This window comes from Pseudomonas citrullilanati, from assembly GCF_030580855.1.
In the GTDB taxonomy this organism is placed as follows: domain Bacteria; phylum Pseudomonadota; class Gammaproteobacteria; order Pseudomonadales; family Pseudomonadaceae; genus Aquipseudomonas; species Aquipseudomonas citrulli.
This window is the reverse complement of the sequence record NZ_JAUQOP010000006.1, coordinates 176,230-196,452: the sequence shown is the minus strand read 5'-3', so window position 1 is coordinate 196,452 and position 20,223 is coordinate 176,230. Positions and strand designations below refer to the sequence as shown.

Annotated in this window: 25 protein-coding genes; 13 read left to right on the top strand and 12 right to left on the bottom strand. The window is 62.5% G+C overall.

Going from position 1 to position 20,223, the window contains the following annotated elements:
* The first annotated feature begins 97 nt into the window (after nucleotides 1–97).
* The 4 genes from Q6A48_RS07420 (at nucleotide 98) to Q6A48_RS07405 (ending at nucleotide 3,135) form a co-directional block, all read left to right on the top strand.
* Nucleotides 98–415, top strand: a complete 318-nt coding sequence (locus tag Q6A48_RS07420; protein ID WP_304553059.1) for a DUF2388 domain-containing protein — start codon at nucleotides 98–100, stop codon at nucleotides 413–415.
* A gap of 106 nt (nucleotides 416–521) precedes the next feature.
* Nucleotides 522–830, top strand: coding sequence for a DUF2388 domain-containing protein (locus Q6A48_RS07415; RefSeq protein WP_304553058.1), 309 nt, complete (start codon nucleotides 522–524; stop codon nucleotides 828–830).
* Nucleotides 831–856: 26 nt separating this feature from the next.
* Nucleotides 857–1,177, top strand: a complete 321-nt coding sequence (locus Q6A48_RS07410) for a DUF2388 domain-containing protein (protein ID WP_003187020.1) — start codon at nucleotides 857–859, stop codon at nucleotides 1,175–1,177.
* Nucleotides 1,174–3,135 carry a DUF7844 domain-containing protein gene (locus tag Q6A48_RS07405; RefSeq protein ID WP_304553057.1) on the top strand — a complete coding sequence of 654 codons (1,962 nt, stop codon included), beginning with the start codon at nucleotides 1,174–1,176 and terminating at the stop codon, nucleotides 3,133–3,135. Before Q6A48_RS07410 ends, Q6A48_RS07405 begins: the two co-directional genes overlap by 4 nt.
* Before the next feature lie 95 nt (nucleotides 3,136–3,230).
* On the opposite strand, the gene trpA is transcribed toward Q6A48_RS07405, so the two are convergent.
* Both trpA and trpB read right to left on the bottom strand, forming a co-directional pair.
* Nucleotides 3,231–4,037, bottom strand: coding sequence for a tryptophan synthase subunit alpha (gene trpA / locus Q6A48_RS07400; protein ID WP_304553056.1), 807 nt, complete (start codon nucleotides 4,035–4,037; stop codon nucleotides 3,231–3,233).
* The gene (trpB, locus tag Q6A48_RS07395) at nucleotides 4,037–5,269 is read right to left on the bottom strand and encodes a tryptophan synthase subunit beta (RefSeq protein ID WP_304553055.1); all 1,233 of its coding nucleotides are present in this window, start codon (nucleotides 5,267–5,269) and stop codon (nucleotides 4,037–4,039) included. Before trpB ends, trpA begins: the two co-directional genes overlap by 1 nt.
* Nucleotides 5,270–5,382: 113 nt before the next feature.
* On the opposite strand from trpB, the gene Q6A48_RS07390 reads away from it, so the two are divergent.
* Nucleotides 5,383–6,300 (top strand): LysR family transcriptional regulator, encoded by a 918-nt coding sequence (locus Q6A48_RS07390; RefSeq protein WP_304553054.1) that lies wholly within the window; start codon nucleotides 5,383–5,385, stop codon nucleotides 6,298–6,300.
* Here Q6A48_RS07390 and Q6A48_RS07385 read toward each other — a convergent pair.
* Nucleotides 6,273–6,599 (bottom strand): ElaB/YgaM/YqjD family protein, encoded by a 327-nt coding sequence (locus Q6A48_RS07385; protein WP_042730550.1) that lies wholly within the window; start codon nucleotides 6,597–6,599, stop codon nucleotides 6,273–6,275. The genes Q6A48_RS07390 and Q6A48_RS07385 overlap by 28 nt on opposite strands.
* Nucleotides 6,600–6,752: 153 nt before the next feature.
* Here Q6A48_RS07385 and Q6A48_RS07380 point away from each other — a divergent pair, with 153 nt between their 5' ends.
* Nucleotides 6,753–6,968, top strand: coding sequence for a dodecin (locus tag Q6A48_RS07380; RefSeq protein ID WP_042730551.1), 216 nt, complete (start codon nucleotides 6,753–6,755; stop codon nucleotides 6,966–6,968).
* Nucleotides 6,969–7,082: 114 nt separating this feature from the next.
* Nucleotides 7,083–7,307: a DUF1161 domain-containing protein gene (locus tag Q6A48_RS07375; RefSeq protein WP_304553052.1), complete on the top strand. Its 225-nt coding sequence runs from the start codon at nucleotides 7,083–7,085 to the stop codon at nucleotides 7,305–7,307.
* 54 nt (nucleotides 7,308–7,361) lie between these two features.
* Here Q6A48_RS07375 and Q6A48_RS07370 read toward each other — a convergent pair whose 3' ends face one another.
* A complete protein-coding gene (locus Q6A48_RS07370; protein ID WP_304553051.1) occupies nucleotides 7,362–8,363 on the bottom strand; it encodes an LLM class flavin-dependent oxidoreductase in 1,002 nt (333 codons plus the stop codon).
* Nucleotides 8,364–8,599: 236 nt separating this feature from the next.
* On the opposite strand from Q6A48_RS07370, the gene Q6A48_RS07365 reads away from it, so the two are divergent.
* Both Q6A48_RS07365 and Q6A48_RS07360 read left to right on the top strand, forming a co-directional pair.
* Complete coding sequence (locus tag Q6A48_RS07365) at nucleotides 8,600–9,031, top strand: OsmC family protein (protein ID WP_304553049.1); 432 nt, start codon at nucleotides 8,600–8,602, stop codon at nucleotides 9,029–9,031.
* Nucleotides 9,032–9,168: 137 nt separating this feature from the next.
* Complete coding sequence (locus tag Q6A48_RS07360; RefSeq protein WP_304553048.1) at nucleotides 9,169–9,402, top strand: DUF1161 domain-containing protein; 234 nt, start codon at nucleotides 9,169–9,171, stop codon at nucleotides 9,400–9,402.
* 5 nt (nucleotides 9,403–9,407) lie between these two features.
* On the opposite strand, the gene Q6A48_RS07355 is transcribed toward Q6A48_RS07360, so the two are convergent.
* Nucleotides 9,408–9,833 carry a PA0061/PA0062 family lipoprotein gene (locus Q6A48_RS07355; RefSeq protein ID WP_304553047.1) on the bottom strand — a complete coding sequence of 142 codons (426 nt, stop codon included), beginning with the start codon at nucleotides 9,831–9,833 and terminating at the stop codon, nucleotides 9,408–9,410.
* A gap of 41 nt (nucleotides 9,834–9,874) precedes the next feature.
* On the bottom strand, nucleotides 9,875–10,288 hold the full coding sequence (locus Q6A48_RS07350) for a PA0061/PA0062 family lipoprotein (protein WP_304553046.1): 414 nt from the start codon (nucleotides 10,286–10,288) through the stop codon (nucleotides 9,875–9,877).
* Nucleotides 10,289–10,347: 59 nt separating this feature from the next.
* Here Q6A48_RS07350 and Q6A48_RS07345 point away from each other — a divergent pair, with 59 nt between their 5' ends.
* Entirely contained in the window at nucleotides 10,348–11,481 is a 1,134-nt protein-coding gene (locus Q6A48_RS07345; RefSeq protein WP_304553044.1) for an aminopeptidase, read from the top strand.
* Here Q6A48_RS07345 and Q6A48_RS07340 read toward each other — a convergent pair.
* Nucleotides 11,428–12,726, bottom strand: coding sequence for an MFS transporter (locus Q6A48_RS07340; protein ID WP_304553043.1), 1,299 nt, complete (start codon nucleotides 12,724–12,726; stop codon nucleotides 11,428–11,430). The two genes, Q6A48_RS07345 and Q6A48_RS07340, sit on opposite strands and share 54 nt — an antisense overlap.
* Nucleotides 12,727–13,105: 379 nt before the next feature.
* Here Q6A48_RS07340 and Q6A48_RS07335 point away from each other — a divergent pair, with 379 nt between their 5' ends.
* Together Q6A48_RS07335 and Q6A48_RS07330 are read left to right on the top strand one after the other, a co-directional pair.
* A complete protein-coding gene (locus Q6A48_RS07335) occupies nucleotides 13,106–13,510 on the top strand; it encodes an acyl-CoA thioesterase (protein WP_003177184.1) in 405 nt (134 codons plus the stop codon).
* Between the two features lie 56 nt (nucleotides 13,511–13,566).
* Nucleotides 13,567–14,466, top strand: coding sequence for a D-hexose-6-phosphate mutarotase (locus Q6A48_RS07330; protein ID WP_304553042.1), 900 nt, complete (start codon nucleotides 13,567–13,569; stop codon nucleotides 14,464–14,466).
* 74 nt (nucleotides 14,467–14,540) lie between these two features.
* Here Q6A48_RS07330 and Q6A48_RS07325 read toward each other — a convergent pair whose 3' ends face one another.
* From Q6A48_RS07325 to Q6A48_RS07305, 5 genes are all read right to left on the bottom strand, one after another.
* A complete protein-coding gene (locus Q6A48_RS07325; protein WP_304553041.1) occupies nucleotides 14,541–15,077 on the bottom strand; it encodes a DUF3299 domain-containing protein in 537 nt (178 codons plus the stop codon).
* An 89-nt stretch (nucleotides 15,078–15,166) separates the two neighbouring features.
* Entirely contained in the window at nucleotides 15,167–15,412 is a 246-nt protein-coding gene (locus Q6A48_RS07320; protein ID WP_304553039.1) for a GlsB/YeaQ/YmgE family stress response membrane protein, read from the bottom strand.
* A 103-nt stretch (nucleotides 15,413–15,515) separates the two neighbouring features.
* Complete coding sequence (locus Q6A48_RS07315; protein ID WP_304553037.1) at nucleotides 15,516–16,601, bottom strand: 5-(carboxyamino)imidazole ribonucleotide synthase; 1,086 nt, start codon at nucleotides 16,599–16,601, stop codon at nucleotides 15,516–15,518.
* Between the two features lie 12 nt (nucleotides 16,602–16,613).
* Nucleotides 16,614–17,105 (bottom strand): 5-(carboxyamino)imidazole ribonucleotide mutase, encoded by a 492-nt coding sequence (purE, locus tag Q6A48_RS07310; protein WP_003196369.1) that lies wholly within the window; start codon nucleotides 17,103–17,105, stop codon nucleotides 16,614–16,616.
* 370 nt (nucleotides 17,106–17,475) lie between these two features.
* Nucleotides 17,476–18,393, bottom strand: a complete 918-nt coding sequence (locus tag Q6A48_RS07305; RefSeq protein WP_304553029.1) for a LysR substrate-binding domain-containing protein — start codon at nucleotides 18,391–18,393, stop codon at nucleotides 17,476–17,478.
* Between the two features lie 181 nt (nucleotides 18,394–18,574).
* Between Q6A48_RS07305 and aspA the strand changes: the two genes are divergently transcribed.
* Nucleotides 18,575–19,999 (top strand): aspartate ammonia-lyase, encoded by a 1,425-nt coding sequence (aspA, locus tag Q6A48_RS07300; RefSeq protein WP_304553027.1) that lies wholly within the window; start codon nucleotides 18,575–18,577, stop codon nucleotides 19,997–19,999.
* The last annotated feature ends 224 nt before the right edge of the window (nucleotides 20,000–20,223 follow it).

The window sequence follows — 20,223 nt, the reverse complement described above, 5'->3', positions numbered from 1 at the left end:
CTTAATATCGGTGCAAACGTAGCGAAGCGAGTCGAGCAAGCGTCTGCTCTTTCAGCTACACGCACCGGCATCACCTCAATGTCCAAGGAGTTTCATCATGACCCGTCTTCGTTTGCTCAGCGCAGTGGCCTTGCTGGCCGTGGCCACCCAGTCCAACGCCAGCAGTTTCATCGTGACGACCGACTCCATCGTCGGCGCGCTCAAGGCCACCTCCGACGCTACGTCCGATGCCACCTCGTCGCTGCGGGACAACAAGATCGTCCAGGCGGCCCGTGACGATGCCGCCAGCTTCGTGGCCAGCGAAGGCGTCATTCGCGGCGTGAAGCTGGAAAGCGCCCTGGATTACATCCGCCAACAGGCCCCCCGGTTGAACGCCACTGACGCGCAGTTGGCCCAGGCCATTCTGGTCATCTGAGGTAACATGAAACATCGGGCTCAGAAGGGGGGATGGATGTTTCAACGCTGGCTCTGGATTGGGGGTTTGCGCTAGCCTTCACGCTCACCCTCTACCGTCGAGCCCCATGCGTTTCTATCCAGATCTGTTCTTCGCAATTGCCTTCGTAGCTTCTTGGTGGTCTGTTCCGGCCCATGCCTTCGATGTGTCCACCCAGCAAGTGGTGGTCAGCGGCTATGCCACGAGCATGGTGACCTCTGCGCCCTTCGACCATAAACTGATTGTCGCCGCTCACGATGACGCGGCGGCGTTTGTCGCCAGCGACGGGCAGTTGCGAGGTGCGCGACTGGAATCGGCCCTGGACTACCTGCGCCGGACCCAACCAAAACTTCACCTCAGCGACCTTGAACTGGCACAAGCAATTCTCGTCCAATAGTCATCCTTATCTTCCGGAGTCGTTCCATGCGTAGCCCGCTGATTGCTGCCGCCCTAGGCCTGCTGGTACTGGCCGATGTGGCCCAGGCACATACCCTGGTAGCCACCAGTAACATCATCGTTCGCGCTTCCCAGCGCACGATCGATTTCACTTCCGACACCACGACGTCGATCCGCGATTCGAAAATCGTCCGCGAGGCCCACGACGATGCCGCCAGTTTCGTCGCCAGCAATGGCGAGATCCGTGGCGCCCATCTCGAGGCCGCCTTCGACACCTTGCGCACCCGCGTGCCGGAAGCGCGTGACGCCAGCGACCAGGTTCTCGCCGAAGCCATCCTCGCATTGTGAGGCGGTTCGCCGCCTGGCTGGCGGCCGGGGTCTTGCTGCTCATGGGCAGCACGGCCCAGGCCGGCCTGCATCTGCACCTTAACGCCGAAGGGCTTGACCCCGCGCAACAGCAGGCCAGCCAGGCATTGCTCGATGAAGCCATGCGAGCGCTTCCGCCGCGCTTCATCGAGCGCCTGGACCGACGCATCGATGTCGGCTGGACCGACCAGATACCCGCCAACGCCTATGGCCAGGCTTCGCTGGTGTCGCAGTTGGACCTCAACCGCAACCTGCTCGACAGCCTCACCGACGGCAGCGCCGCGACACAGAAGACCCACCGCCCCCATGGCACGGTGCGGCGCGAGATGCTCGCCACGGTGCTCCATGAACTGACCCACATCTATGACCGCTCACGCCTATGGCCTGATGCCGAACGCGCGCTGATCCAGCGCTGCACCCGACGCAACGACAGCGCCGGGCTGATCGGCCTTCCAGACGAATGCCGGGGCCAGAACGACCGGCGCTTTACCCTCAGCGATGATCCACGCTTGCTGGACCTCGCCGGCTGGCCACAATACGTCGGCCGCCGCGGCGAACGGGAGCAGCATAACCGCCAGGTCGCCCGCAGCCCGGACCTCTACGAAACGAGCAGCCCCAAGGAATTCGTCGCGGTCAACATGGAGTACTTTCTCCTGGACCCCAGCTACGCCTGCCGACGCCCCGCCTTGTACCGCTACTACCAGGAACATTTCGGCTGGGCCCCCGCCGCCAGGGACACCTGCGCCAAATCGTTCGCCTTCCTCAATGCCGGCAATGACTTCGCCAAGACGCCCCTGGGCAAAGTCGATCCGGAACGGGTCTACGCCATCGATTATCTGTTGGCCGAGGCCAACCAGAACTGGGTCAGCCGCTGGGGTCACAGCATGCTGCGGCTAGTGATCTGCGCACCGGGCCGCCCTCGTGGCCCCGACTGCCGCCTGGATCTGGACCAGCACCTGGTGTTGTCGTATCGCGCTTTCGTGGGCGATGTGCAGTTGTCGAGTTGGGATGGCCTGGTGGGCAAATACCCGTCGCGCTTGTTCGTGCTGCCGCTGGCTCAGGTGATCGATGAATACACCAAGACCGAACTGCGCAGCCTGGCGTCGGTGCCGCTGAACCTGTCGCGCACCGAGATCGAGGAGACCGTCGAGCACGCCGCCGAAATGCATTGGAGCTACGACGGCAACTATTACTTCCTGTCCAACAATTGTGCGGTGGAGAGCCTGAAACTGTTGCGCAGCGGCAGCAACAACAAGCAACTCACCGGGCTGGACAGCATCATGCCCAACGGTTTGCTGGAGGTGCTCAAGGGCCGGGGCCTGGCCGACACCAGCGTGCTGGACGACCCCAAGGAAGCCTTGCGCCTGGGCTACCGCTTCGACTCGTTCCGCGAGCGCTACCAGGCGATGTTCAACGTGCTGAAGAAGTACCTGCCGATCAAGCAAGCCACCGTGGAAGACTGGCTGGCCCTGGATGCCGCGGAGCGTCGTGCCTGGTTCGAGCAGGCCGATCTGCGCACCAGCGCGGCCTTGCTGTTGCTGGAACAGGCCAGTTACCGTCGGCAATTGCTGTTGGCCCAGGACGAGGTCAAGCAGCGCTATCTCGGGGCCCGCGAACTGCAGAACGGCGGCATGGAACGGGCGAACGCCACGCTGCAACAGATCCTCGCCAACAGCGGTTTCCTGAGCCGTCCCGCCGAGTTGTTGGGCAGCAGCGGCTACGGATTACCCCAACCGAGTGAGTGGCAGCGCCTGGAATCGGAAAGCAGCCTGCGCCAGAAACAACTTCAGACGCTCACCGGAGACCTGGACAAGGAAGTCCGCGCATTGCTGGAGCCAAGCCGCGCCGCCGAAATCGCGGCGAGCGAGGCCAACGTCAAGGCGATCGGCGAACATCTGCGCAAGCTGCACAAGGCCGGCGGTGGCCTGGAGTTGCCCTGACGGCGTCCTCTCGCCCATAACGACAAGCTTGTGCCAAACAAAAAAGGTTCGGAACCTGGTTCCGAACCTTTTTTGTGTCCGCCGGCCGAGGCCACTCAGCGCGCGTTACGCACGCCTTCCGCCAGCGCAGCACACAAGCTCAACACACCATCGATCGCCTGTTCCGGGGTGTCGGCGCTGGCGATATGGTCGATCAGCGCCGAGCCGACCACCACCCCATCGGCCAACCGTGCGATCGCCGCGGCCTGTTCCGGTGTCCGGATGCCGAAGCCAATGCTGATGGGCAAGTCGGTATGGCGACGCAAGCGGGTCACGGCTTCTTCGACATGCTCCAGGGTGGCGGCGCCAGCACCGGTCACGCCCGCGACCGATACGTAGTAGACGAAGCCCGAACTGCCGTTGAGCACGGTCGGCAGACGCGCGTCGTCGGTGGTGGGCGTCGTCAGTCGGATGAAGTCCAACCCGGCCGCCTGGGCCGGCTCGCACAGTTCGGCATTGTGCTCGGGCGGCATGTCGACCACGATCAGGCCGTCAACGCCGGAGTCCAGCGCTTCGCCAATGAAGCGCTGCACGCCATAGCGATGGATCGGGTTGAAATAGCCCATCAGTACCAACGGCGTCTCGCTGTTGTCCTTGCGGAACTCACGCACCATCTGCAAGGTTTTCGCCAGGTTCTGCCGGGCCCCCAAGGCACGGATATTCGCCAACTGGATCGCCGGGCCGTCGGCCATCGGGTCGGTGAACGGCATGCCCAGCTCGATCACGTCGGCACCGGCCGCCGGCAGGCCCTTGAGGATCGCCAGCGAAGTGTCGTAGTCCGGGTCGCCGGCCGTGACGAACGTCACCAGGGCCGCGCGGTTCGATTGCTTGAGTTCGGCAAAGCGGGTTTGCAGGCGGCTCATCAGTGTTTCTCCTGCTGGGACTGTTCCATGTGGTGCATCACGGTTTGCATGTCTTTGTCGCCGCGGCCGGACAGGTTGACCACCATCAGGTGATCCTTGGGCAGGTTGGGCGCGCGCTTGAACACTTCGGCCAAGGCGTGGGCGCTCTCCAGCGCGGGAATGATCCCTTCCAGGCGGCAGCACTTGTGGAAGGCTTCCAACGCTTCGGCGTCGGTGACCGAGGTGTACTGCACGCGTCCGATGTCATGCAACCAGGCATGTTCCGGACCGATACCCGGATAATCGAGGCCAGCGGAAATCGAATGGGCGTCGATGATCTGGCCGTCGTCGTCCTGCAGCAGGAAGGTGCGGTTGCCGTGCAGCACACCCGGGACGCCGCCGTTCAAGCTCGCGGCATGTTTACCGGTCTCGATGCCATAGCCGGCGGCTTCGACACCGATGATGTCGACACGCTTGTCGTCCAGGAACGGGTGAAACAGGCCCATGGCATTGGAGCCGCCGCCGATGCATGCCACCAGGCTGTCCGGCAGGCGGCCTTCCTGGGCTTGCAACTGATCGCGGGTTTCCTTGCCGATCACCGCCTGGAAGTCGCGCACCATGGCTGGATACGGATGCGGGCCGGCGACAGTACCGATCAGGTAGAACGTGCTGTCGACGTTGGTGACCCAATCGCGCAGCGCTTCGTTCATGGCATCCTTCAGGGTGCCTGTGCCGGCGACCACCGGGATCACTTCGGCGCCCAGCAGCTTCATGCGAAACACGTTGGCCTGCTGGCGTTCGATGTCGGTGGTGCCCATGTAGATCACGCAATCGAGCCCGAACCGCGCGGCCACGGTGGCAGTCGCCACGCCATGCATGCCGGCGCCGGTCTCGGCGATGATGCGTTTTTTACCCATGCGCCGCGCCAGCAAGATCTGGCCGATGCAGTTGTTGATCTTGTGGGCGCCCGTGTGGTTCAGCTCTTCGCGCTTGAGATAGATCTTGGCGCCGCCGCAGTACTCGGTCAGGCGCTCGGCGAAGTAGAGCGGGCTCGGACGTCCGACGTAATCCCGCTGGAAGTAGGCCAACTCTTCAATAAATGCAGGATCTTCCTTCGCAGCCTCGTATTCACGAGCCAGGTCCAGGATCAACGGCATCAAGGTTTCGGCTACATAGCGGCCGCCGAATGCACCGAACAGGCCATTGGCATCAGGGCCACTGCGCAGGTTGAAAGGGGTCGTAGGCTGGGTCATCGGGGCGCTCCAGGCAGAGATGAAGAGAGTCAATGAGGCTCACTCTACCCCTGACATTGGACGCTGAAAACCGATAAGATCGCTGCAACCTGTCAGGAAAACTCACAGATAAGATGAGCCACGATCTCCCCCCGCTCAACGCCTTGCGCGCGTTCGAGGCCACCGCCCGCCTGAACAGCGTAAGCCAGGCGGCGGAACAACTGCATGTGACCCATGGCGCGGTCAGTCGCCAGCTGAAAGTATTGGAAGAACACCTGGGCGTGAGCCTGTTCGTCAAGGACGGGCGCGGCTTGAAACTCACAGATGCAGGTGTACGCCTACGGGACGCCAGTGGCGATGCCTTCGAACGCCTGCGTAACGTGTGCGCCGAGTTGACCCACAGTACGGCGGATGCCCCGTTCGTGTTGGGTTGCTCGGGCAGCCTGCTGGCACGCTGGTTCATCCCCCGCCTGGGCAGGCTCAACGCCGACCTGCCAGACCTGCGCCTGCACCTGTCTGCCGGCGAAGGCGACCTGGACCCCCGGCGACCGGGCCTGGACGCCTTGCTGGTCTTCGCCGAGCCGCCGTGGCCGGCCGACATGCAAGTGTATGAACTGGTGGGCGAACGCATCGGCCCGGTCATGAGCCCGCGCTACGCCGGGTTTGCCCGACTGCAAAGTGCCCCCGCCCGCGCGTTGGTGGACGAACCCTTGCTGCACACCACGTCCCGCCCCCAGGCGTGGCCAACCTGGGCACGGCAAAACGCCCTCGAACCCGGGTCACTGACATTCGGGCAAGGCTTTGAACATTTGTATTATTTGCTGGAGGCCGCTGTCGCCGGACTGGGCGTCGCCATCGCCCCCGAGCCGCTGGTGGCCGAGGACGTGCGCGCCGGTCGGCTGGTCGCGCCGTGGGGTTTCGGTGAAACCCCGGCGCGACTGGCGTTATGGCTACCCAAGCGCGCCGCGGATGGGCGTGCTCGGCAGTTGGCCCAGTGGCTCAGGCACGAGTTGGGCCAAGCGGCTCAGTCGCCGCGCTTGCACAACAAGTAAGCGGCCAGCAGGCCAATGGCGCCCACGGCAACGCCAGCCGTGGTCCACGGGTGTTCCTGCGCGTAGTCGCGAGTGGCGAGCCCGGTTTCGCGGGTTTTCACCTTGACCTCTTCATACGCATCGCTGAGCAGGTGCCGAGAATGTTTCAACGCACTTTCGGCATTCGCCTTGAGCGTCTTGAGGGTCTTGCGCGACTCATCAGAGGCGTCGTCCTTCAAGCTTTCCAACGACTTGAGCAGACTCTCGATCTCCGCTTCCATGCTTTGCAACGAGGCTTTACGTAACGAATTGCTGGCCATGGTGGCTCTCTCCTGCAGTGGTTGAGTGGTTTGAATTGGGACTCCAGCCATTTCTGAAAGTGCAGTAAATCTGAACTTTCCACGGGCAAACGGCGCCACATGTAAGGCGAAAAATCGCTGCTAGGCTGTTAAAGACCCCTACAGGAGAACGTCATGACTGATCATCACACGTACAAGAAAGTCGAGCTGGTGGGCTCGTCTCCCACCAGTATCGAGGACGCCATCAACAACGCCCTGGCCGAGGCCAGCAAAAGCCTCAAGCACTTGGAATGGTTTGAAGTCACGGAAACCCGCGGACACATCGAAAACGGCCGGGCCGCGCACTTCCAAGTGACCATCAAGGTCGGTTTCCGCATCGCCAACAGTTGAAGGCAGTGAACTTGCGCGCTGGCGGAGTGCCATAGGGACTGGCGATGCGCTATTGTCGGCGTATCTCGTATTTCCTATACCTGCCCTATTTGATCCGACCAAGGAGTGCAAGCGATGAAAAAGTTGATGGTGGCCGCGGGTTTGCTGAGCCTTGCGGGTGGCGCATTTGCGGCCGGCAAGCCCTGCGAAGAGCTGAAAAGCGAAATCGCGGCGAAGCTGGATGCCAAGGGCGTGTCAGGCTATTCCCTTGAAATCGTCGAAAAAGACGCAGCGGCTGGCGCCAAAGTCGTCGGCACCTGCGAGGGCGGGACCAAGGTGATTACCTACAAGCGCGGTTAATTTGCCGGGCATGAAAAAGCCGACGCACTGCGTCGGCTTTTTCATGGGCGCGATTCAGCCTTTCATGACCTGCGCCAGCAGCTCATACGAATGCAGGCGATCGGCATGTTCATACAGGTCGCTGGTGAAAATCAGCTCGTCGGCCTGGGTCTGCTCGATCAACACTTCCAGCCTGGCGCGAATCTTCTGCGGGCCGCCGACCATGGCCAAGCCAAGGAAATCGCCCACCGCTTCTTTTTCGTGGGGCAACCAGAGCCCGTTCATGGATTCGACCGGTGGACGCTGCACCAGGCTCTGTCCACGCATCAGCGCCAGGATCCGCTGATACACCGAGGTCGCCAGGTAGTCGGCCCGCTCATCCGTGTCCGCCGCCACCAATGGCACGCCGAGCATCACGTAAGGCTTGTCGAGCACCGCCGACGGCTTGAAGTGATTGCGATAGATACGGATCGCCTCGTGCATGTAGCGCGGTGCGAAATGTGAGGCGAAGGCGTAGGGCAAGCCACGCTCGCCGGCCAATTGCGCGCTGAACAGGCTGGAGCCCAACAGCCACACCGGCACGTTGGTCCCGGTACCCGGCATGGCGATGATGCGTTGCTCCGGCGTGCGCGGGCCGAGATAGCGCATCAGCTCGGCCACGTCGTCAGGGAAATCGTCGGCGCTGCCGGAGCGCTCGCGACGCAGCGCCCGCGCCGTCATCTGGTCGGAACCGGGCGCGCGGCCCAGGCCGAGATCGATTCGACCGGGGTAGAGGCTTTCCAACGTGCCAAACTGTTCAGCGATGATCAATGGCGCATGGTTGGGCAGCATCACCCCACCGGAGCCGACACGAATGGTCGACGTGCCTCCCGCCAGGTAGCCCAGCAGCACCGCCGTCGCGGAACTGGCGATGCCATCCATATTGTGGTGTTCGGCCACCCAGAAGCGGGTGTAGCCGTATTTTTCCACGTGCTGCGCCAAGTCCAGGGAATTGCGCAGGGACTGGGCGGCGTTGCCGTCGGCACGAACGGGCACAAGGTCCAGGGTTGAGAATTTCACTTCGGACAGCTGTTTCATGGGCCGGGATCTCCAACGGCGTTCCGGCTTTTCCTACGGGCGAAAGCCTGCCGTTTCTAAAAGGTGTGTTCCATGCAATGTGGGCATATACCCGAGTTTCAATAGCAGCAATGAAATTTCCTACTAATTTTGTCGGCTAATCGACAGGGTGAACTTTCTGGGCCGGTCTATCCTCACAACCCTGGCAATCAAAAACACAGGCGCGAACCCTCGCGCCGGATCTTGAGGAGGCAGACATGGCTATCATTAAGAAGGCATCGGCTCATTGGGAAGGTGACCTGAAAACCGGTATCGGCTCCATCTCCACCGAAACCGGTGTGCTGCGCGAAGCACCCTATGGCTTCAAGGCCCGTTTCGAAGGCGGCAAGGGCACCAACCCCGAGGAACTGATCGGCGCAGCCCATGCCGGCTGCTTCTCCATGGCGTTTTCCATGATTCTCGGCGAAGCCGGGCTCAAGGCCGATGCCATCGACACCAACGCCGACGTCACCCTGGACCAGGTCGATGGCGGTTTCGCGATCACCGCGGTGAAACTGACGCTCAAGGCCAAGATTCCCGGCGCCAGCCAGCAGCAATTCGAAGAGCTGAGCAACAAGGCCAAGGAAGGTTGCCCGGTCTCCAAGGTGCTGAACGCCAAGATCACCCTGGATGCGACACTGGTGAACTGACAATCCGGAGATCGCAGCCTGGGGGCCGCCTCGGGCCGCGATTTTTTACCCTGTTACCCCGTCAGCAATGTGTGGTCGAATGAAGGTATGCAGTTTCTGCGCACAGGCAGTGCGCGCTGCGATGAGGAATTTCGAGCATGAAACGATTTGCCGTGGTGGTCATCGGTTGCGCCTTCGCCACGTCCGCCTTCGCGGCGCCCAAGCCGTGCGAAGAGCTCAAGGCCGAGATCGAAACCAAGATCCAGGCCCAGGGCGTCACGTCCTACACGCTGGAAATCGTCACCAATGACGAAGTTCACGACAAGAACATGGTGGTGGGGACCTGCGAAAACGGCACGAAGAAAATCATCTACCAGAAGAACGATCGCTAGCCGCCCTACGGAAGGCAACGGGCCTGACGGTCTTCGGCGACGATTTCCCGCTTGGCGTTGTAGAGCCTGGCGCTCGGGCTGTAGGCCAGGTTGCGGGCCTCCAGGCGATAGCGCTGGCCGGCCTCGAAACCGTCGTAGCGCACGGTCAGGTAGCACAGCCGCTCTTGCGGTTCGGACAACATGCCTAACCCGCCACCGCCAAACACTTCGAAGTCGAAGCGCACTTCCAGTTCGTGGCTGCCCGGGGAAACCTGGAAATACCGACCGTCTCGCGAGCGCTGCCCATCGAGGCTTTCCGCCATCAGCACCTTGCCACCCGGCGACGTCGTGGCGAAATCGACCCAGGCCATGTTCGGATCGACCGGGGGGAGCGGGGCCATTGCGCAACCGCCCAAAGCCACGAGCGTCAATATCGGTATGAGAGCACGCATGTTCAGCGTCCTGGAAAATCAGGCCCTGAGCATAGCGCCGATCAGCTTTGCTGGCAGCCTGCTGGCGTACCTTGCCCCACCACCTTGCGCTGTTGATCGTAGAGCTTGGCCCACGGCCGGAACCCGATGCTACCGGCCTGCAATTGGTAGCGCTGGCCGGCGTTGAAGTCCTTGAACTTGACGTTCAACCGGCAATCACGCCACAGCGGCTCGGCATCCGGGCCGATGTTGCCGGGCTCGACGGCGAATTGATAACGCACCGTCAGCTCATGGCTGCCGGGCTGCACTTCGAAATAGCGCTTGTCGAGGGACGTCTTGTCGTCGACCTCCAAGGCTTGCAACGCGGTGTCCTGACGGCTTCCCAGGTCGACCCACGCCTGGGAGGGATCGGGGTCCGGCAGCCCGGCACAACCGGTCAGCAGCAACAGGCCACTCGTCAGCATCAACACGCGCATAGCGAAGCTCCAGGCAAGCGAGATAGTCTTGCGGGCAGACTTTCCCAAGGTGATTCCAATTGATCAGGCCGCGTTCAAGCCATCGGTTACTCGACCGTGTTTTCCGGATTTTGTTTCCAGGCCTCCTGCTTTTGTTACTCAACGGTTGCTCCAGCGTCAGCTACTACGGCCAGCTCGTCGGCGGACAACTGCGCTTGCTGCAAGCCCGTGAGCCGATCGACAAGGTGATCGCCGACCCCACCCGCGACCCACCATTGCGCGCGCACCTGGCCAAGGCCCGCGAGGCTCGCACGTTCGCCAGCGCACACCTGCACCTGCCGGACAACCAGAGCTATCGCCTGTACGCGGACATTGGCCGGCCATTCGTCGTCTGGAATGTCTTCGCCACGCCGGAATTTTCCCTGGCGCCACAGAATCATTGCTTCCCCATCGCCGGCTGCGTGGCCTATCGCGGCTACTACACCCAGGGCGCCGCCCGTGGCGAGGCGGCCTTGCAGCGCTTGCAAGGCATGGATGTCTCGATTGGCGGGGTGGAGGCCTATTCGACCCTGGGCTGGTTCGACGACCCGATCCTGAGTTCGATGATGCACTGGGGCGACGAGCGTCTGGCGACGCTGATTTTCCACGAGCTGGCGCACCAGCGGTTCTACGTAAAGGACGACACGGAATTCAACGAGTCCTTCGCCACCTTCGTCGAACAGGAAGGCACCCGGCAATGGCGTGCCAGCCGTGGATTGGCACCGGACGATGGCAAGCGGATGCTACAACGCGACCAATTCATCCAACTGGTCCTCCACACCCGACAACGCCTGGAAACCCTCTATGCCCAGCCCCTGCCGGCCGAGCAGATGCGCCAGCGCAAGGCACAGGCATTCGAACGCCTGCGCACCGACTACGAACAGTTGCGCGACAGCCAGTGGGCCGGCGACAAACGCTACGATGCCTGGGTCTATGCGCCCTTGAACAATGCGCGCTTGTTGCCATTCGGCCTGTACGACCAATGGGTGCCGGCCTTCGCGGCGCTGTACCGGCAGCAAGGCGGGGACTGGGTGGCGTTCTATGCGGCGGTGGAAAAGCTCGGCAGGCTACCCATCGAAGCGCGCAAGACAGCGTTGAAAGCGCTAGAGGCCCACAGGCCACTAGCGTCCTTTCTTCCAGAGGTAGCCGCCCACCACGATCCCCATCCCACATAACACCGCCACGTAATAAGCCGGCCCCATGGGGTTTTCCTTGAGCAACAGGCTGACGACCATCGGTGTCAGGCCACCGAAAATGGCGTAGGCAACGTTGTAGGAAAACGACAGGCCGCTGAAGCGCACCACCGGCGGGAAAGCCTTGACCATGACGTAGGGAACCGCGCCGATGGTGCCCACCAGCAGCCCGGTGAGGGCATACATCGGGAACAGCCAGTCAGGATGGTCGGCCAGGCTGTGGTAGAAGGTCCAGGCGCTGGCCAGCAGTGCGGCGCAGCCAAACACGAAGACACGGCCTGCGCCGAAGCGATCCGCCAGGGCGCCGGCGAGGATGCAGCCAATACTCAGCATCACGATCGCCACGCTGTTGGCCTGCAACGCGGTGGTCGGCGCGAAGTGGTAGACCGTCTGCAACACAGTCGGCGTCATCAGGATCAGCACGACGATGGCGGCGGACAGCAGCCAGGTCAGCAGCATCGACACGGCAACGGCGCCACGATGGTCGCGCAGCACCGCGCGCAGCGGCACTTCCTCGGCCAGGGCCTTGCGCAACTGCAGTTCGGCGAACACCGGGGTTTCGTGCAGCCAACGGCGCAAGTACACCGAGAACAACCCGAACACGCCTCCCAGCAGGAATGGAATCCGCCAGGCGTAATCCGCCACTTCCACGGGCGTATAGAGGCTGTTGATCGCGGTGGCGACCAGCGAACCCAACAGGATTCCCGCCGTCAGGCCGGACGTCAGGGTGCCGCAGGCATAGCCGATATGGCGCGCCGGTACGTGTTCGGAGACGAATACCCAGGCGCCCGGTACTTCGCCGCCAATGGCCGCGCCCTGGATCACCCGCATCAATAGCAGCAGGATCGGCGCCCACATGCCGATCTGCGCGTAGGTGGGCAGCAGGCCCATGATCAGCGTCGGCACGGCCATCATGAAAATGCTCAGGGTGAACATTTTCTTGCGTCCCAGCAGGTCGCCGAAGTGAGCCATGATGATCCCGCCCAGCGGCCGGGCCAGGTAGCCGGCGGCAAAAATGCCGAAGGTCTGCATCAAGCGCAGCCACTCGGGCATTTCGGCCGGGAAGAATAATTTGCCGACCACGGTGGCGAAGAACACGAAAATGATGAAATCGTAGAACTCCAGCGCACCGCCCAGGGCCGATAGCGACAGGGTCTTGTAGTCGTTGCGGGTCAGTGGACGTGCGGGATGTGCGGGCGTCGCCGTGCTCGAAGGCGCAGTGGTCATGGCAAGGGCTTCTCTTATAGTCGATTCTGCCGCCCGGACGATGAGGGTTGGGGCCTGGGCAGGTTCGGCACCATAGCAAATTGTTCGAAAAAGCACATAGAGGCGCGTAATTGACAGTCGAAAACAGAACCGAGTGGTCGTCTCGACGCCTATCGACCGATATACTCGCAAGCTGCAACACTCTGTAAGGGGTTGCTGTGCGAAAACGTCGTTGGTGGCGTAGGACCAGACTGGACCAGCCGGTTTCGCAGAGTTTCCCTTTGGCACGCCTTTACGAAAAACGTGATGAACGTAGGCTCTTCGGGCTGAATCGTTTTTTACAAGGACGGCTATTCACCTGAAGCACCAGACAGAGTTACGGGTCAGAGGCACCCCCGGCATGATAGAGCTCGAACAAGAAGATCCAATCCCGCAAGGCGACCTGGCCTTGCAAATCACCGCGCTCCCGCGCGAGACCAACGGCTTTGGCGATATTTTCGGCGGCTGGCTGGTGTCCCAGATGGACTTGGCTGGCACCGCCATGGCCAGCAAGGTCGCCGGTGGCCGTGTGGCGACCGTGGCCATCGATCGCATGGCGTTCCTGGTGCCGGTGGCGGTGGGTGCACAGCTGTCGTTCTACACCCAGGCGCTGGAGATCGGCCGCAGTTCGATCCAGATGATGGTCGAAGTCTGGAGCGACGACCCCCTGTCCAGCGAGTGGCGTAAAGTGACCGAGGCGGTCTTTGTCTTCGTCGCCATCGACGGCAGCGGTCGCACCCGCTCGGTACCGCCACGCGCCCGTTAAACGCGAAGGCGGTTTTGCGGTCCATCGAAGCCCCTGTTCCAGAGCGAGATTGCACCATGTCCACGCCCAACGTCGAAGCCGTCAAACTGGATGAACTGAACGCCTGGCGTATTCGCCACGGCCAGGCCGAATTGCTGGTGGCCCAGCAAGGCGCGCATATCCTCAGCTATCAAGTGGACGGCCAGCCGCCGCTGATCTGGCTCAACGACCAAGCGACGTTCAAGACCGGCAAGAGCATCCGCGCCGGCGTACCGGTGTGCTGGCCGTGGTTCGGCAACCTGACGCGCAACCCTGACAGCGTGCAGGCCATGCGCGTGAGCAATGAACCCGCCACGGCCCACGGCCTGGTGCGCGCCATGGATTGGGCATTGAAGGGCATCGAAGCCGAGGGCGACAGCCTCAAGGTGGAGTTCGAGCTGCCCTACCCCGAGAACGGCCTGCCAGGTTGGCCTCATCAGGTAGACCTGACGCTGACCATCGTGATGGACGAACAGTTGCACATCAGCCTGACCAGCCACAACCGCGGCAGCGAAACCGTCAGCCTCAGCCAGGCACTGCACAGCTACTTCGCCGTGAGCGACGTGCGCCACGTCCACGTCGAAGGCGTCGATGGCCTGAGCTATATCGAGACCCTGGATGACTGGAAGACCACCACCCAGGCCGGCGACCTGCACTTTGCCGGCGAAACCGACCGCATCTATCTCGATACGCCGGCAACACTGAGCATCGTCGACGCGCAATGGCAACGCCGGATCGAGCTGACCAGCCGAGGCTCGCGCACGGCAGTGATCTGGAACCCCTGGATCGAACGCGCCAAGGCCTTCAGCGACATGGCCGACGATGGCTGGCAGCGCATGCTGTGCATCGAGACGGCGAACGTGATGGATGACCGGGTGACGTTGCTGCCTGACGCCAGCCATACCCTGGGCGTGAGCATCTGCGGCAAGCCGCTCTAAGCCAAATCACAACCTCCCTGTGGGAGCGAGCAAGCCCGCTCCCACATTTAGATCGGTGCCAGATCTGCGGCTCTTTACAGATCCGCTTCCTTCACCACCCGCACCTTTTCCGCCTCCAAGGCATAGGCAGCGCTGGCCAGGTCGTTGTCGACCTTTTCAATCTTCAGCGTGCCGGTCACCCACAGCGGCGTGTAGATATCGTCCAGCTTCAGGCCCTTGGGGTAGCGCACCAGCACCAGTTGATTGGGTGGCGGTGGCGGGACGTGGATGCAGGCGCCCGGGTAAGGCACCAGGAAGAACAATGTGCTGTGGCCCTTGGCGTCGGTTTCCAACGGCACCGGGTACCCGCCGATGCGAATGCGCTTGTCGTTCATCGACGCCACGGTCTTGGTCGAATACATCACCGCCGGCAACCCCTTGCTCTGCTTCAGGCCACCTTTGTTGGTGAAGGTGCCGTCGGCTTCGGGCGAGTTGTGGTCGATGTCGGGCATGGCTTCGAGGGCTTTCTGGTCCGACTTGGGCATCAATTCGAGCCAGTCGGTTTCTGGCAGCTCGGCAGCATGGGCCAGGCCACTGCCCAGCAAAAGAAGGGTCAACACTAGACGGCGCATGGAAGGGCTCGGCAATGAGGGAAGAGTGAAACGCCGGGCATTCTAGCCCCCTGCGCGCGCCGCGAGCAGGGGGCTTTGTCGCATTTGGATCAGTTTCTTTTGATCAGGCCGTAGATCACCAGCAGCACGATCGCGCCCACCAGGGCACCGAGGAAGCCTGCGCCTTCGCCAGCCTGATAGATGCCCAAGGCCTGGCCGCCATAAGTGGCTGCCAACGAACCGCCGATACCGAGCAGGATGGTCATGATCCAGCCCATGCTGTCATCGCCCGGTTTCAGGAAGCGCGCCAGCAGGCCGACGATCAAGCCGATAAAGATGGTTCCGATGATTCCCATGGCAATTCCCCTTTTGATTGAGCGTCATGCCAAAGCCTAGTCAGACTTTGGCACCTTGCCATGAGAGAATCCGGCCGACGAATGGTTCCACCGATGTTTCAGATTATTGCTCGGCGATCAGCGCCTCGACCTTGATGATCTGCTGGGCCAGGGTGGCCCGGTCGGCACAACGCAGGTTGGCGTGGCCGACCTTGCGCCCGGCCTTGAACGCCTTGCCATAGTGATGCAGGTGGCAGTCGGCGATCGCCAGGACCTTCTCGGTGTCCGGTACCTTGCCGATGAAGTTCAGCATCGCGCTCTCACCGACCTTGGCGGTCGATCCCAGTGGCAGCCCGGCCACCGCCCGCAGGTGGTTTTCGAACTGGCTGCATTCGGCGCCCTCGGTGGTCCAGTGCCCGGAGTTGTGCACACGCGGCGCGATTTCGTTGGCCTTGAGGCCACCGTCCACTTCGAAGAACTCGAAGGCCATCACGCCGACATAGTCGAGCTGCTTGAGCACCCGGCTGGAATAGTCCTCGGCCAGGGCCTGCAGCGGATGATCGGTGCTGGCGACGGACAGCTTGAGGATGCCGTCCTTGTGGGTGTTGTGCACCAGCGGGTAGAAACGGATCTCACCGTCGCGTGCGCGCACGGCGATCAGCGAGACTTCGCCGGTGAACGGCACGAAGCCCTCCAGCAGGCAGCCCACGCTGCCGAGCTCGGCAAACGTACCGGCCACGTCTTCAGGGCTGCGCAGGACTTTCTGGCCCTTGCCGTCATAGCCCAGGGTCCGGGTCTTGAGGACAGCCGGCAGGCCGATGGCAGCCACGGCGGCGTCGAGGTCGGCCTGGGATTGAATGTCGGCGAAAGCCGGCGTGGGAATGCCCAGGTCCTTGAACATGTTCTTTTCGAACCAGCGGTCGCGAGCGATCCGCAGGGCTTCGGCGCTGGGGTAGACCGGGACGAACTGGGACAGGAAGGCGACCGTTTCGGCCGGGACGCTTTCGAATTCGAAGGTCACCAGATCGACTTCATCGGCCAGCTGGCGCAGGTGGTCCTGGTCGCCGTAGTCGGCCCGCAGGTGTTCACCCAGCGCGGCGGCACAGGCGTCTGGCGCCGGGTCCAGGAAAGCGAAGTTCATCCCCAGCGGCGTCCCCGCCAGGGCCAACATGCGACCCAACTGGCCGCCACCGATTACACCGATCTTCATTCGTCAACCACCTCAGGCAATGCGCGGGTCCGGGTTGTCCAGGACGCTGTCTGTCTGCTCAGCACGGAATTTTTTCAGCACGGTATGAAACTGTGGGTGCTTGGCGCCCAGGATGCTCGCCGACAACAGGGCCGCGTTGATCGCGCCGGCCTTGCCGATCGCCAGGGTCGCCACCGGGATGCCGGCCGGCATCTGCACGATCGACAGCAGTGAATCGACGCCCGAGAGCATCGATGACTGGACCGGCACGCCCAGCACCGGCAGGTGGGTCTTGGCCGCGCACATCCCCGGCAAGTGGGCCGCGCCACCGGCACCGGCGATGATCACCTCGATGCCACGGGCCTCGGCTTCTTCGGCGTACTGGAACAGCAGGTCCGGCGTACGGTGGGCGGAAACCACCTTCACCTCGTAGGGGATGCCGAGCTTTTCCAGCATATCGGCGGTGTGGCTAAGGGTGGACCAATCGGACTTGGAGCCCATGATCACGCCAACCAATGCACTCATCAATGTGCCTCTTCTCTCTGGGCGCCCGCGGGCGCGTCAAAAAACAACAAGCCACGCGGGGAAACCGGCGTGGCTTGTTGTACGAATGATGGCCGGGCAAACCGACCGAAGGCCGGGCAGTATACCGAAAACGGTGCGTTAAACGCACTTCCGCCGACCATCTGTCGTTTGGGCCAAAGCGGCGGTTTTATTGACTCCAAGGTCAGCAGAACTACAACACGAGTCCCTGTGGGAGCGAGCTTGCTCGCGATAGCGGTAGGCCAGTCAATGCACTGTGGATGTCAGGCCGCCATCGCGAGCAAGCTCGCTCCCACAAGGGCTCGGTGATCCCCTGATATCCGTGGCATTCCACAAGGGACCTGCGTTGTGCTCAGGATCCGGCTACGCCCTGCGCCACGCCGCCTTCGAGCTTGCGCCACAACAACCGCACGTTGGCCTTGCGCACCAGGGCGCAGCGGTACAGGCGGATTTCCAGCGGTACGTGCCACTGGGCCCCGCCACAGATCACCAGTTCGCCTCGGGCCAGTTCGGCGCGCACGCTCAGGTGCGGTACCCAGGCGATGCCGAGGCCCTCCAGGGCCATGCTTTTCAGGCTGTCGGCCATGGCGGTCTCGTAGACCGTGGTGAAACGCAACGCCCGCTGGCGCAGCAGTTGATTGACCGAACGACCGAGAAACGCCCCGGCGCTGTAGGCCAGCAGCGGCACGCTGGCCTCGCCTTCGAGGTCGAACAGCGGCTGGCCGTCGGCATCCGCCGCGCACACCGGGAGCATCTCGGTCTGCCCCAGGTGCAGCGACGGAAATATCTCCGGGTCCATCTGCATCGCCGAGTCCGGGTCATAGAACGCCAGCATCAGGTCACAGCCACCCTCGCGCAGGGCATGGACGGCGTCACCCACGTTGGTCGCCACCAGGCGCGTGGCGATGTTCATGCCTTCGTTGCGCAACTGCGCGATCCAGCGTGGGAAGAATCCCAGCGCCAGGGAATGCGCGGCGGCGACCTGGATGACTTCGCCCTGGCCACCTTCGAGGTGGTGCAGATGGCGCAGCACTTCACCCAGTTGCTCGACCACCGTACGCGCCGTCACCAGGAACAACTGCCCGGCCGCCGTCAGTTCGATGGGGGTGCGCGAACGATTGACCAGGGTCAGCCCCAGGGCCGCTTCGAGGCTGCGAATCCGTCGGCTGAAGGCCGGCTGCGTCACGAAGCGCCGTTCGGCCGCCTGGGAGAAACTGCGAGTCGCGGCCAGGGCACTGAAGTCCTCGAGCCATTTGCTTTCAAGATTCATCACGTTCTCCCAACACACGCACCAAAACGGGTCACACGCTCGCCAGAACGCCGGCGTCACACCGGCATTATGCCGAATATGCATAGGGCAGTGTTTAACAGCATTGGCCCTAATTTACATGCAAGCCTAGGATTCGAGGCGTTCCGGCTCTGACCGGGTCCTTATCGAGATGATTTCCGTCATGTCCTCCGCTGCATCCTTCCGCACAGAAAAAGACCTGCTTGGCGTACTTGAAGTACCGGCGCAAGCGTACTACGGCATCCAGACCCTGCGAGCGGTGACCAACTTCCGCCTCTCCGGTGTTCCGATCTCGCATTACCCCAAGCTGGTGGTCGGTCTGGCCATGGTCAAACAGGCCGCCGCTGATGCCAACCGCGAATTGGGCCAGCTCAGCGAAGCCAAGCACGCCGCCATCAGCGAAGCCTGTGCACGATTGATCCGCGGTGATTTCCACGAAGAATTCGTGGTGGACATGATCCAGGGCGGCGCCGGCACGTCGACCAACATGAATGCCAACGAAGTCATCGCCAATATCGCGTTGGAGGTCATGGGCCACAACAAGGGCGAATACCAGTACCTGCACCCGAACAACGACGTGAACATGGCGCAGTCCACCAACGACGCCTACCCGACCGCAATCCGCCTCGGCCTGCTGCTGGGTCACGATGCATTGCTCGCCAGCCTCGACAGCCTGATCCAGGCGTTCGCCGCCAAGGGTGAAGAATTCAGCCACGTCCTGAAAATGGGCCGTACGCAACTGCAAGACGCCGTGCCGATGACCCTCGGCCAGGAATTCCGCGCCTTCGCCACCACCCTGGGCGAAGACCTGGCGCGCCTGAAGACCCTGGCACCCGAACTGCTCACCGAAGTGAACCTGGGCGGCACCGCCATCGGTACCGGTATCAACGCCGACCCGCGCTACCAGGCCCTGGCCGTGCAGCGCCTGGCAACCATCAGCGGCCAGCCGCTGGTGCCGGCCGCCGACCTCATCGAAGCCACCTCCGACATGGGCGCCTTCGTGCTGTTCTCCGGCATGCTCAAGCGCACCGCAGTCAAGCTGTCGAAGATCTGCAACGACCTGCGCCTGCTGTCCAGCGGCCCGCGCACCGGCATCAACGAGATCAACCTGCCGGCTCGCCAGCCAGGCAGCTCGATCATGCCCGGCAAGGTCAACCCGGTCATCCCGGAAGCGGTCAACCAGGTGGCGTTCCAGATCATCGGCAACGACCTGGCCCTGACCATGGCAGCCGAAGGCGGCCAACTGCAATTGAACGTGATGGAGCCGCTGATCGCCTTCAAGATCTTCGACTCGATCCGCCTGCTGCAACGGGCCATGGACATGCTGCGCGAGCATTGCATCGTCGGCATCACCGCCAACGAAGCGCGCTGCCGTGAACTGGTCGAGCACTCCATCGGCCTGGTCACCGCGCTGAACCCGTACATCGGCTATGAAAACGCCACCCGCATCGCCCGTGTAGCCCTGGAAACCGGCCGCGGCGTGCTGGAACTGGTGCGTGAAGAAGGCTTGCTCGACGACGCCATGCTCGACGACATCCTGCGCCCGGAAAACATGATTGCTCCGCGTCTGGTCCCGCTGAAGGCGTGATCGACGCGATACCGCTCACCAGGTCGAGGGACTAGACACCTCTCACCTTTTGAGGGCTTGGGGTTCGTCCCCAAGCCCTTTTTTTTAACTGATGGCGAGAAGGGAATAACAGAACCTGTGGGAACGAACCCGCTCGCGATAAACGCCGATGCGCTGCCGCTGTATACCGCGTCGCCAGCCATCGCGAGCAGGCGCGCTCCCACAAGACCTGACCAAACGGCCAG

What these genes read in the sequence shown, in the direction of transcription:
- Q6A48_RS07420 (WP_304553059.1), top strand. Translation starts at nt 98, where the DNA reads ATGACCCGTCTTCGTTTGCTCAGCGCAGTGGCCTTGCTGGCCGTGGCC.
- Q6A48_RS07415 (WP_304553058.1), top strand. Translation starts at nt 522, where the DNA reads ATGCGTTTCTATCCAGATCTGTTCTTCGCAATTGCCTTCGTAGCTTCT.
- Q6A48_RS07410 (WP_003187020.1), top strand. Translation starts at nt 857, where the DNA reads ATGCGTAGCCCGCTGATTGCTGCCGCCCTAGGCCTGCTGGTACTGGCC.
- trpA (WP_304553056.1), bottom strand. Translation starts at nt 4,037, where the DNA reads ATGAGCCGCCTGCAAACCCGCTTTGCCGAACTCAAGCAATCGAACCGC.
- trpB (WP_304553055.1), bottom strand. Translation starts at nt 5,269, where the DNA reads ATGACCCAGCCTACGACCCCTTTCAACCTGCGCAGTGGCCCTGATGCC.
- Q6A48_RS07390 (WP_304553054.1), top strand. Translation starts at nt 5,383, where the DNA reads ATGAGCCACGATCTCCCCCCGCTCAACGCCTTGCGCGCGTTCGAGGCC.
- Q6A48_RS07385 (WP_042730550.1), bottom strand. Translation starts at nt 6,599, where the DNA reads ATGGCCAGCAATTCGTTACGTAAAGCCTCGTTGCAAAGCATGGAAGCG.
- Q6A48_RS07380 (WP_042730551.1), top strand. Translation starts at nt 6,753, where the DNA reads ATGACTGATCATCACACGTACAAGAAAGTCGAGCTGGTGGGCTCGTCT.
- Q6A48_RS07375 (WP_304553052.1), top strand. Translation starts at nt 7,083, where the DNA reads ATGAAAAAGTTGATGGTGGCCGCGGGTTTGCTGAGCCTTGCGGGTGGC.
- Q6A48_RS07370 (WP_304553051.1), bottom strand. Translation starts at nt 8,363, where the DNA reads ATGAAACAGCTGTCCGAAGTGAAATTCTCAACCCTGGACCTTGTGCCC.
- Q6A48_RS07365 (WP_304553049.1), top strand. Translation starts at nt 8,600, where the DNA reads ATGGCTATCATTAAGAAGGCATCGGCTCATTGGGAAGGTGACCTGAAA.
- Q6A48_RS07360 (WP_304553048.1), top strand. Translation starts at nt 9,169, where the DNA reads ATGAAACGATTTGCCGTGGTGGTCATCGGTTGCGCCTTCGCCACGTCC.
- Q6A48_RS07355 (WP_304553047.1), bottom strand. Translation starts at nt 9,833, where the DNA reads ATGCGTGCTCTCATACCGATATTGACGCTCGTGGCTTTGGGCGGTTGC.
- Q6A48_RS07350 (WP_304553046.1), bottom strand. Translation starts at nt 10,288, where the DNA reads ATGCGCGTGTTGATGCTGACGAGTGGCCTGTTGCTGCTGACCGGTTGT.
- Q6A48_RS07340 (WP_304553043.1), bottom strand. Translation starts at nt 12,726, where the DNA reads ATGACCACTGCGCCTTCGAGCACGGCGACGCCCGCACATCCCGCACGT.
- Q6A48_RS07335 (WP_003177184.1), top strand. Translation starts at nt 13,106, where the DNA reads ATGATAGAGCTCGAACAAGAAGATCCAATCCCGCAAGGCGACCTGGCC.
- Q6A48_RS07330 (WP_304553042.1), top strand. Translation starts at nt 13,567, where the DNA reads ATGTCCACGCCCAACGTCGAAGCCGTCAAACTGGATGAACTGAACGCC.
- Q6A48_RS07325 (WP_304553041.1), bottom strand. Translation starts at nt 15,077, where the DNA reads ATGCGCCGTCTAGTGTTGACCCTTCTTTTGCTGGGCAGTGGCCTGGCC.
- Q6A48_RS07320 (WP_304553039.1), bottom strand. Translation starts at nt 15,412, where the DNA reads ATGGGAATCATCGGAACCATCTTTATCGGCTTGATCGTCGGCCTGCTG.
- Q6A48_RS07315 (WP_304553037.1), bottom strand. Translation starts at nt 16,601, where the DNA reads ATGAAGATCGGTGTAATCGGTGGCGGCCAGTTGGGTCGCATGTTGGCC.
- purE (WP_003196369.1), bottom strand. Translation starts at nt 17,105, where the DNA reads ATGAGTGCATTGGTTGGCGTGATCATGGGCTCCAAGTCCGATTGGTCC.
- Q6A48_RS07305 (WP_304553029.1), bottom strand. Translation starts at nt 18,393, where the DNA reads ATGAATCTTGAAAGCAAATGGCTCGAGGACTTCAGTGCCCTGGCCGCG.
- aspA (WP_304553027.1), top strand. Translation starts at nt 18,575, where the DNA reads ATGTCCTCCGCTGCATCCTTCCGCACAGAAAAAGACCTGCTTGGCGTA.